Genomic DNA, 9,079 nt, shown 5'->3' with positions numbered 1-9,079 from the left:
GGGCGCGCGGTCGAGGATGGGGCCACCCCAACGGTCGACGAGCGCCGCCTCGAGGGCCGCGCCCACGGTGTAGAGGCGCTCGTCCCGCATCGCGGGCGCGAGCACCTGGATGCCGACCGGCAGACCGTCCTCGTCGGCCAGGCCCGCGGGCACGGACATGCCGGGCACACCGGCCAGGTTGGCCGGGATCGTCGCGATGTCGTTGAGGTACATGGCCATCGGGTCCTCGAGCTTGTCGCCGAGACGGAACGCCGTCGTCGGCGCTGTGGGGCTGACGAGGACGTCGACGGTCTCGAACGCGCGCGAGAAGTCCTGCGCGATGAGGGCGCGGACCTTCTGCGCCGAGCCGTAGTAGGCGTCGTAGTAGCCCGAGCTCAGCGCGTAGGTGCCGAGGATGATCCGGCGCTTGACCTCGGGGCCGAAGCCCGCGTCGCGCGTCGCGGCCATGACCTGCTCGGCGCTCGGGTCGGCGACGCCGTCGGGGGCGACGCGCAGGCCGTAGCGCATGGCGTCGAACTTGGCCAGGTTCGAGCTCGCCTCGCTGGGGAGGATGAGGTAGTAGGCGGCGAGCGCGTAGTCGAAGTTCGGGCAGCTGACCTCCACGACCTCGGCGCCGAGCTCCTCGAGGAGCCGGACCGACTCGTCGAAGCGGGCGCGGACGCCCGGCTGGTAGCCCTCCCCGCCGAGCTCCTTGACGACGCCGACGCGCAGGCCCGTGACGTCGGCGCGCCGGGCTGCCTCGACGACGGGCGGCACGGGGGCGTCGATGGACGTGGAGTCCATCGGGTCGTGGCCGCCCATGACGGCGTGCAGCAGCGCGGTGTCGAGGACAGTGCGGCCGCACGGGCCGGCCTGGTCGAGCGAGCTCGCGAGGGCCACGAGGCCGTAGCGCGAGACGCCGCCGTAGGTCGGCTTCGTGCCGACGGTCGCCGTCACCGCGGCCGGCTGGCGGATCGAGCCGCCGGTGTCGGTGCCCGTGGCGAGGGGCGCCTGGAACGAGGCCAGGACCGAGCTGGAGCCACCACCGGAGCCGCCGGGGATGCGGTCGAGGTCCCACGGGTTGCGCGAGGGGCCGTAGGCCGAGTGCTCCGTCGAGGAGCCCATGGCGAACTCGTCCATGTTGGTCTTGCCGAGGATCGGCAGGCCGGCCCCGCGCAGCTTCGTCACCACCGTGGCGTCGTACGGCGGCACCCAGCCCTCGAGGATCCTGCTGCCGCACGTCGTCGGCAGGCCCTTGGTCGTCATGACGTCCTTGACGGCGATCGGCACACCCGCGAGCGCGCCGAGACTCTCGCCGGCGGCGCGTCGGGCGTCGACGGCACGCGCCTGGTCGAGTGCGCCGTCGGCGTCGACGTGCAGGTAGGAGTGCACCTGCCCGTCGACGGCCGCGATGCGGTCGAGGTGAGCCCGGGTGACCTCCTCGGAGGAGATCGTCGAGGCCGCGAGGGCCTGCGCCAGCGCGGACGCGGTGGCGCGGGTCAGGTCGGATGGCAGGTCGGTCACGTCAGTGCCTTCGTCGTCGCTGCGGGTGGAGTGGTCGGGGGGCGCGGGCCGGGCGCGGGTGCCCGTCGGGCGGACTGGCCGGCGGGCCGCGCCGGGGAGGGGTCAGTCCTCGTCGAGGATCCGCGGCACGGAGAAGCGCTGCTGCTCGGCCTCCGGCGCGCCGGAGAGGGCCTCCTGCGGCGTCAGGCTCGGCCGGACGACGTCGGGACGCGTGACGTTCGTCAGCGGCATCGGGTGCGACATCGGGGCGACGCCCTCGGTCGGGGCCTGCTGGACCTTGGCCACGGAGTCGAGGATCACCGAGAGCTCGCCGACCATGCGGTCGAGCTCCGCCTCGGACAGCTCGATCCGGGCGAGGCCGGCGAGGTGGGCTACGTCGTCGCGGGACAGGGAGGACATGCGGGTCAGTCTATGGGTCGCCGGTGGTGGGCCGGGCACGCGTTCCCGGCCGCCCGGGCTGCTGCCGGGCTGATGCCGAGCAGCTGCCGGACTCCTGCGGGACTGCGGCCGGACTGCTGCCCGGGCGGCCGTGTCCTCGGGCCGTGGTGGCTCGTTGTCCCTGGCAGACCGGTACCCGAGGAGACCCCGATGACGAGTCCGACCAGCACCTCCACCCCAGACGCCGCTCCCCCCTCGGAGCCCACCCGTGTCGGGGGCGTGGCGCCCGCCGCCCCCGACGCGGTGGCTCCCCGGGCCGCCCGGAGCCGCGCGCACCTGCGTCGCCTGCGCGGGGACGGCAGCGACGGTCGGGGCGTCGTCCAGGTGCTGCGCGCGGCCGCCGGCACGGGCCGCCGCGGGTTCGACCACGCCCGCACGGGCCTCGGCTCGCTCGCGTGGACCGCCGCGCTCGTGGCGGCCGGTGTGCTGCTGCTCGGGCTCGTGCTCGTCGTCGCGGAGGCGAACACCCGCAACGCGCTCGTCGAGTGGGTGCTCAAGGCCGCCGACGTGCTGGACCTCGGCGTCTTCGGGCGAGAGACCGGCGTCAAGCACTTCACCGGCGAGGGCGCGACGGTCAAGAACGCCGTCGTCAACTGGGGCCTCGGCGCGATCGCCTGGCTCGTCGTCGGCCGCGTCGTGCGCCGGCTGCTCACCCTTGGCGCGCACTGAGCCGAGGCCCCACGGTCACGCGCCGCGGCAGCTCCGGCGGCTGCGGCGTCGGTCGAGGACGTAGGTGCGCACGAGGTTGCGCCCGGTGCCCCAGACCCCGTGGCGGAACAGCAGGACGATGACGACGAAGATCGTGCCGGTGATGAGGCCGATCCCCTCGAAGCCCGAGCTCGCGAGGTAGTCCTCGAGGACGACGACGACCGCGGCGCCGACCAGCCCACCCCAGAGCGTGCCGATGCCACCGAGGACCGTGATGAGCACGACCTTGCCCGACGTCGTCCACATCAGCTCCTGGAGCGAGGCGAACTGGTGGCTGATCGCGAAGACGCCACCGGCGAGCCCGGCCAGGCCGGCCGAGAGGACGAACGCCGTGATCTTGTAGGCCTCGACGTCGTAGCCGAGGGCGCGAGCACGGGCGGGGTTGTCGCGCACGGCGGTCAGGACGCGTCCGAAGGGCGAGTTGACGACGCGCCAGGCCAGGAGCAGCCCGACGAGGATGATCGCCGCACCGGCGTAGTAGAAGTAGAACGAGTCGGTCTCGACGGGCTCGATGCCGAAGAACCGCTTCGGGATGCCCTGCAGGCCGTTCTCTCCCCCTGTCAGGGACCGGACCTGGTTGGCGATGAAGTACAGCATCTGGGCGAAGGCGAGCGTCACCATGGCGAAGTAGATGCCGGTGCGGCGCACCGACAGGTAGCCGATCGGCCAGGCGATGAGCATCGAGAACACCGCGCCGCCGAGCACGGCGACGGGGAAGGGCACGCCCCAGTGAACCGCGATGAGGCCGGTGCAGTACGCCGAGCCGCCCCAGAACGCGGCGTGCCCGAAGCTGAGCAGACCGGTGAACCCGAGGAGCAGGTCGACGCTGATGGCGAACAGGCCCCAGCACAGGATGTCCATCGCGACGGGCGGGTAGACCCAGTAGGGCAGCAGCACGAGGACCACCAGGCCGGCCAGGAGCAGCAGGTACCGGACCGGGCTGCGGCGCGACAGGATCGAGGGCTGGGCCAGGTCGACGTCGACCTTGCCGGTCAGCTGGGTGCTCATGCGAACTCCTCCCGTCCGAAGAGCCCGGAGGGCCGGACGAGGACGACGACCGCCATGAGGACGAAGATGACGATCTGGGCGAACGCGGGGGCGTAGGCGACGCCGTAGGCCTCGACGAGCCCGACGAGGAACCCGCCGACGACGGCTCCGAGGATCGAGCCGAGGCCGCCGATGACGACGACGGCGAACAGGATGATGATGAAGGTGCTGCCCATCTCGGCGGTGATGGCCCGTGTCGGTGCGGCGAGCACGCCGGCGAGCCCGGCGAGGGCGATGCCGAACCCGAACACCGGCGTGACGAAGCGCCCGACGTTGATGCCGAGGGCGCGCGTCCGCTCGGCGTCCTCGGTGGCCGCCCGCACGATCATGCCGATGCGGGTGCGCGTCAGCAGCAGGCCGACGGCGCCGCAGACGACGACGCTGAACACGCAGGCGAAGATCGCGTAGACCGAGAGGTTGACGCTGCCGATCGTGACCTGGCCGCCGAGGCCGGACGGGATCTCGTAGGGCAGGCCCGAGACGCCGTACCTCTGCTTGACGGCCTCGACGAGGATGAGGGTGAGGCCGAACGTGAGCAGGAAGTTGTAGAGCGGGTCGAGCGCGAGGAGCCAGCGCACGAGGAGCCGCTCCATGAGCACGCCGAAGAGGAACATCAGGACCGGGACGACGATGATCGCCACCCAGAACCCGACGTGCAGCTCGGCGAGCAGCACGGCGGAGATGACGGCCCCGAGCATGTAGCAGGCGCCGTGCGAGAAGTTGACGACGCCGAGGACGCCGAAGATGACCGCGAGACCGAGGGCCGACAGCGCGTAGAAGCCGCCCGCCGCGAGGCCTTGCAGGGTGTACTGGACGAATTCACTCATCGCGCAGGCTCATTCAGCCCATCTTGCAGTCGGCGTTGGCAGGGCCGTACGCCTCGGCCGCGGGGATCGTCTTGACGATGTCCTCGTAGTCCCACTCCTCGGGCGCCGAGGCCTTGACCTTCGCGAGGTACATGTCGTGGATGACGGCGTGGTCGGCCTTGCGCACCTCGCCGTTGCGGAGGAACACGTCGTCGATCCTCTTGCCCTCGAGCTTGGCGACGACGGCGTCCGCGTCGTCGGTGCCGGCCGCCTGGACCGCCTCGAGGTAGTTCAGTGCGGCCGAGTAGTTGGCGGCGTGGGCGAAGGACGGACGGGTGTTCGTCTTCTCCTTGAAGCGGTCGGCCCACTTCTTGTTCTGCTCGTCGAAGTTCCAGTACCACGCGTCGGTGAACTGCGTGCCGGCGAACTGGTCGACGCCGAGCGAGTGGATGTCGGTGATGAACATCAGGCCGACGGCCAGCTGGACCTTGCCCTTGAGGGGGCTCTGGTTGAACTGCTTGACGAAGTTGATGAGGTCGCCGCCCGCGTGCATCGACCCGATGACCTTGGGGTTGCCCTCGCCCGCCTTGGTGATGAACGTCGCGAAGTTGTCGCTCGGGAACGGCGAGGCGATCGACTGCCCGACCGTGCCACCCGCGGCCTGGATCTCCTTGGTGAAGGACTTGTTCATGTCCTGGCCGAAGGCGTAGTCGGGGTAGACGATGTTCCACGACGTTCCGCCGGCCTTCGTGATGGTGCCGGCCGTGCCGCGCGCCAGGGCGGCGGTGTTGTAGGCCCAGTGGAACGTGTACTTGTTGCACTGGGCACCGGTCAGGGCCGTCGTGCCGGCGCCGATGTTGATGTAGAGCTTCTTCTTGTTCTTGGCCTGCGTGGCCACGGCCAGGCCGGCTGCGGAGTTCGGCACGTCGAGGATGATGTCGGCCTTCTGGCGGTCGTACATCTCCTGCGCCTTGGAGTTGGCGACGTCCGCCTTGTTCTGGTGGTCGGCCGTGACGATCTCGATGTCCTTGGCCACGGCCTTGTCACCGTACTTGGCCTTGTAGTCGTCGATGGCCAGCTGGATGGCGACCTTCGAGTTGGGGCCGGAGAGGTCCTTGTAGACACCCGACTGGTCGTTGAGCAGGCCGATGACGACCTTGTCGTCGGTGAGCTTGCTCGAGCCGCCGGACTGGGGGCCGCCCTGCCCGCACGCGGCGAGCGCGAGCGAGGCCGAGGCCGCGACGGCCAGCGATGCGTGGGTCTTCCTGCTACGCATGTCCCCTCCTGGGGTGACGTCGGGTGTGTCTGGGTGTGCGTGAGTGCTTCGGGGATGCTTCGGGGATGCTTCGGGGGCGACGCGGTGGCGGTGGCTTCGGGGCGCGCGGACGGAGTGGGTCACATCCCGAGGTGGGTGAGCAGCTCGCTCTCCCGGGCGCGGAACTCGTCGTTGTCGAGGTGCTCGACGACCTCGCCCTGCGCGAGCAGGTAGTGCCGGTCCGCGACGGTGGAGGCGAAGGTGACGTTCTGCTCGACGAGGAGGACGCCGACGCCCTGGCCCTTGATCTCGCGGATGATCTCTCCGATGCGGTGGACGATGACCGGGGCCAGGCCCTCGCTCGGCTCGTCGAGCAGCAGCAGGCGCGACCCCATCCGCAGCACCCGGGCCATGGCGAGCATCTGCTGCTCGCCACCGGAGAGCCTCGTGCCGGGGAAGTCGCGACGCTCGTGCAGGACGGGAAAGAGCTCGTAGACCTTCTCGAGGGACCACGCGTCGGGATGGACGACCGGAGGCAGGAGGAGGTTCTCGGCCACCGTGAGACCGGCGTAGATGCCGCGGTCGTCGGGCACCCAGCCGAGGCCCGCCCTGGCCCTGACGTCGGCCGGGCGCTTCGTCAGGTCGGCGCCGTCGAAGGTGACGGTCCCTTCGACGTGCCGGTGCAGGCCCATGACCGAGCGGAGCAGGGTCGTCTTGCCGGCCCCGTTGCGCCCGACGAGCGTGACGACCTCTCCCGCGCCGACGCCGACGGAGACCTCGCGCAGGACCCGGGCCTCGCCGTACCAGGCCGAGAGGCCGGCGACGTCGAGCACGTGCCCCGCGGACGCCTCCGGGCCGGTCCGGGCCGGGGCGGCGGGCGTGGGCGCGGCGGCCGTGACGGGCTCACTCATGGGTTGCTCCGAGATACGCGGAGACGACGCGCTCGTCGGCACGAACCTCGTCGTAGGGGCCCTCGGCGAGCACCTGACCCGACTGGAGGACCGTGACGCGGTCGGCGAGGGACCCGACGACGTGCATGTTGTGGTCGACGAAGACGACCGTGCGCCCGACGGCCAGCGACTTGACGAGCGCGATGGTGCGGTCCACGTCCTCGATCCCCATGCCGGCGGTCGGCTCGTCGAGCAGGAGCAGCTTCGGGTCCAGGGCGAGTGCGATCGCCAGCTCGAGCGCGCGCTTCTGTCCGTAGGCGAGCGAGGCGGCCGGGGCGCCCGCGAGGTCGGCGAGTCCGACCTGCGCGAGCAGCTCGGTGGCGCGGTCCTTGAAGACGGCCAGGCGCCTGACCGAGCGCCACCACTGCCGCCCCATCCCGGTGGGGCCGGCGAGGGCGAGCTCGAGGTGCTCGCGCAGGGTCATCTGCTCGAAGAGGCTCGTGATCTGGAAGGACCGGGCGATGCCGAGCGGAGCGATCTGCTCGGGGGCCTTGCCGGTGACGTCCAGGCCGTCGAAGAGGACGGTGCCCGAGGTCGGGGTGAGGAACCCGGTGAGGAGGTTGAACAGCGTCGTCTTGCCCGCGCCGTTGGGCCCGACGAGCGCATGGACCGTGCCGCGCTCGACGGACAAGTCCACGCGGGACACCGCCGTGAACCCCCGGAACTCCTTGGTCAGGGCCCTGGTCTCGAGCAACGGGGTACCCGTCAAGACCTGCACCTCCTCGTGCGTCGCGCTGCGGTGGCCGGCGTCGTGCCCATGGCCGACCGCCTCCCTCTGCCTGAACGGCTGCTGACGGCAACCGGGGAGACTTCCCGAAAGCCTAGGAGGACCGTGGTGCGAAAGGACGGTGGGTACCCACACACCTGCCCCGGTTCTGTGGTGCGGGCCCACATGAGAACGCGCCTGAGCCACGCCCGAGCGTCACCCCTCCGCCGGGCACCCACCCCACCCGCCTCCGGTCCTCGTCGGCTCAGGCGGCGTCGAGGAGGAGCACCTCGAGGTGACGCTCGAGGGTGCTGCGCAGATCGGGCACGTGACCCGGGACGAGCGGGGGTGCAAGGGACTCGTACGAGTGCCCGGTCGGCGTGGTGGTGAGGACCCGGTGGGGCCCGGCCCGCTGCGCCGAGACCGCACCGGCCGCGGCGCTCCAGCCCGGCAGCTGCTTGGTGTGGTTGCACCGCACGCAGAGTCCCTGGCCGTTGGCGGCACTGGTCGGGCCGCCCGACGCATGGTCCTCGACGTGGTCGAGGTGACGAACGGGGGCGTCGCACCACGGTGTCCGGCAGACGCCGCCGTCGCGGGCGAGGAGGAAGCGGCGAAGGCCACCGTCGAAGGTGCGGCGGGCGGAGTCCATGGCGGCGAGCTCGGACGCGGTCGGGTCGGTGTAGAGGCGACGCACCCAGGCACGGGAGCGCGCCGCGTCGCCGTCGGCCCGATCGTCGAGCCCCGGCATCTCGAGGAGGCGACGGGCCCACGTGGCGGGCACGGAGCCGTACCCGGCGAGCTGCGCCGGCACGTCGTCACCGGCGAAAAGGGCGCGGTCCGTCATGACGAGCTGCACCTCGACCGCTACGTCAGCGGCTCGCCGCTGCCCGGTCAGCCGGACCACGAGCTCGTCGGCCATCACCTGGCCCTTGCCCCGTTCGTCACCGGCCGCCCGGGCCGTGTCGGCGGCTGTCGTCAGGGCCGCGTGCGTCGCCACCGCCTGGGCGACCGGCAGCAAGGCGGTGAGGTAGGCCATCGTGTCGGGCGCCGGGCGGAGGGTGACGCGTCGTTCTGACGCTGCCTTCGCGCCGCGGGCCAGCACCCCGGTGGGATCGGTCCGGTAGGCAGCGGCGCGCACGAGACGCATGAGCTCACGGTCACCGAGAGACCCCAGCCGATCACCGAGCCGGCCCACGACCTCGGCGTCGACGTGCCGACGCTGGACCTCGTCGAGGCCGTCGGTCTCGCGGGCGACGATCGAGGCCCGCCACTCGCTGAGCTCGCCCCGCTCCAACGCCGCGAAGGTCTCCGGCATCTCCGGGCGCAGCCGCAGGGCGAGGCGCACGTGCTGGCTCCCACGGGCCGGCGACTCACGGCGCGCCAGCGCCACCTGACCGGCCACGCTGCGCAAGGAGTCACGACGCACACCACGGCGTGCCCGGGCATCCCGTCGCGACACTGCCCCGTCGCGTCCCCCTGCTCCTCTGCGACCGACGCCAGGCGGGCTTCGTCACGCGCAGTGCGCCATCCTTCGAAATCCCCCGTCGCAGAGCACTCCTCGGCCCGCTCGCGCCACCGCTGGGCCACGTCGGCCTGCGACTCCACGAACACCGAAGCGCGCCATCGAACCTGTCTCTTATACACATCTGACGCTGCCGACGACGGA

Annotated in this window: 9 protein-coding genes; 1 reads left to right on the top strand and 8 read right to left on the bottom strand. The window is 71.6% G+C overall.

The window, feature by feature from the left end; genetic code table 11:
• The coding region (gene gatA, locus ACPYOM_RS18750) for an Asp-tRNA(Asn)/Glu-tRNA(Gln) amidotransferase subunit GatA (protein ID WP_481347113.1) at nt 1-1,494 on the bottom strand (1,494 nt) is incomplete at its 3' end.
• Nucleotides 1,495-1,605: 111 nt separating this feature from the next.
• Nucleotides 1,606-1,902: an Asp-tRNA(Asn)/Glu-tRNA(Gln) amidotransferase subunit GatC gene (gatC, locus tag ACPYOM_RS18745; RefSeq protein WP_481342929.1), complete on the bottom strand. Its 297-nt coding sequence runs from the start codon at nt 1,900-1,902 to the stop codon at nt 1,606-1,608.
• 189 nt (nt 1,903-2,091) lie between these two features.
• Between gatC and ACPYOM_RS18740 the strand changes: the two genes are divergently transcribed.
• The gene (locus tag ACPYOM_RS18740) at nt 2,092-2,610 is read left to right on the top strand and encodes a hypothetical protein (protein WP_481342930.1); all 519 of its coding nucleotides are present in this window, start codon (nt 2,092-2,094) and stop codon (nt 2,608-2,610) included.
• Nucleotides 2,611-2,625: 15 nt separating this feature from the next.
• Here ACPYOM_RS18740 and ACPYOM_RS18735 read toward each other — a convergent pair whose 3' ends face one another.
• The 6 genes from ACPYOM_RS18735 to ACPYOM_RS18710 form a co-directional block, all read right to left on the bottom strand.
• Entirely contained in the window at nt 2,626-3,657 is a 1,032-nt protein-coding gene (locus ACPYOM_RS18735) for a branched-chain amino acid ABC transporter permease (RefSeq protein ID WP_481347112.1), read from the bottom strand.
• Nucleotides 3,654-4,523 carry a branched-chain amino acid ABC transporter permease gene (locus ACPYOM_RS18730; RefSeq protein ID WP_481347111.1) on the bottom strand — a complete coding sequence of 290 codons (870 nt, stop codon included), beginning with the start codon at nt 4,521-4,523 and terminating at the stop codon, nt 3,654-3,656. The genes ACPYOM_RS18735 and ACPYOM_RS18730 overlap by 4 nt, the downstream gene beginning before the upstream one ends.
• 13 nt (nt 4,524-4,536) lie before the next feature.
• Nucleotides 4,537-5,778: an ABC transporter substrate-binding protein gene (locus ACPYOM_RS18725; RefSeq protein ID WP_481347110.1), complete on the bottom strand. Its 1,242-nt coding sequence runs from the start codon at nt 5,776-5,778 to the stop codon at nt 4,537-4,539.
• Between the two features lie 119 nt (nt 5,779-5,897).
• Nucleotides 5,898-6,668: an ABC transporter ATP-binding protein gene (locus tag ACPYOM_RS18720; protein ID WP_481347109.1), complete on the bottom strand. Its 771-nt coding sequence runs from the start codon at nt 6,666-6,668 to the stop codon at nt 5,898-5,900.
• Nucleotides 6,661-7,416 (bottom strand): ABC transporter ATP-binding protein, encoded by a 756-nt coding sequence (locus ACPYOM_RS18715; RefSeq protein ID WP_481347108.1) that lies wholly within the window; start codon nt 7,414-7,416, stop codon nt 6,661-6,663. The genes ACPYOM_RS18720 and ACPYOM_RS18715 overlap by 8 nt, the downstream gene beginning before the upstream one ends.
• A gap of 262 nt (nt 7,417-7,678) precedes the next feature.
• Complete coding sequence (locus tag ACPYOM_RS18710) at nt 7,679-8,872, bottom strand: HNH endonuclease (protein ID WP_481347107.1); 1,194 nt, start codon at nt 8,870-8,872, stop codon at nt 7,679-7,681.
• Between the last annotated feature and the right edge of the window lie 207 nt (nt 8,873-9,079).

This window comes from Monashia sp. HAY1-2A (assembly GCF_056755315.1).
The sequence above is the reverse complement of the archived record's forward strand: the minus strand, read 5'-3'. Positions and strand labels throughout refer to the sequence as shown.